The organism is Pseudomonas sp. 06C 126, from assembly GCF_001855215.1.
Classification (GTDB): Bacteria; Pseudomonadota; Gammaproteobacteria; order Pseudomonadales; family Pseudomonadaceae; genus Aquipseudomonas; species Aquipseudomonas proteolytica.
The window spans coordinates 1-902 of record NZ_MIFU01000152.1 but is presented as its reverse complement, the minus strand read 5'-3'; the positions used below and the strand labels follow the sequence as shown (position 1 = coordinate 902).

Here is a 902-nt window from a genome sequence, read left to right as displayed (position 1 = left end):
CCACGGTTTTGCTGATGCGCCGGCCAAACGGGTCGTAGCGATAGCTGGCCTGGCTGCCGTCTGGTTGGGTGAGGCCGATCAGGCGGTGCTGGCAGTCGTAGCGGTATTCGGTGACCAGTTGCTGCGCGCGGCCGCGGCGTTCGCGTATGAGGTTTCCGAAGGCGTCGTAGTCGTAATGCCGGTCGCCTTGTAGCAAGAGGCGGTTGCCGACGACGATGCCGGGGCCTGGGCGGTCTTGCATCAGCAGGTTGCCCGCCGGGTCGTGGGCGAAGCGTTCTTGCACGTCTTGCGAGTGGTCGGCGCGGGTCAGGCGGTCGAGGGGGTCGTAGTGGTAGTCGTGCTGGCCCTTGCGGGTGTCGAGCAGGCGGGTGAGGTTGCCGCCTGGGTCGTAGGTGTAGCGGCGAAGGCCGTGGCGGTGTTCGTGTTGGGCCAAGCGGCCCTGGTCGTCGTAGTGGTAGTGGCTCAGCAGGTGGCCCTGCTGGCGCTGCTGTTCGCGGCCGGCCTTGAACAGGTGCGAGGTGAGTGTGCGGCCATTGAGCTCAACGGTGGCGAGGTGGCCGCCCTTGTCGTGGTTGAAGGTCAGGTGGTTGTTGTCGGGCAGGCGCAGGTGGTCGAGTTGGCCGCAGCTGTCGTAGCCGTAACGCAAGGTGCCCCAGCCCTGGTGTTCAGCGGTCAGGCGATTCTGGCTGTCGTATTCGTAGTGCAGCGGCCAGTGGCCGTCGTCGACGCTTAGGAGATTGCCGAGGCGGTCGTAGGTGTAATCCACCGTGCTGCCATCGGGTAGGGTTTTTCGGATGAGGCGCCCGGCGTTATCGCGCTGGTAGGCGGTAATCAGCTGACGGTCATCGTCGCCGAACTCGGTTTTTTCCTGCAGGTGGCCGTTGAGGTCGTAGACGTAGGCG

General features: G+C 65.1%; 1 pseudogene. It reads right to left on the bottom strand.

What is annotated here, in order from left to right:
- Nucleotides 1–902: pseudogene (locus BHC62_RS27110) on the bottom strand (RHS repeat protein); the annotation flags it as partial.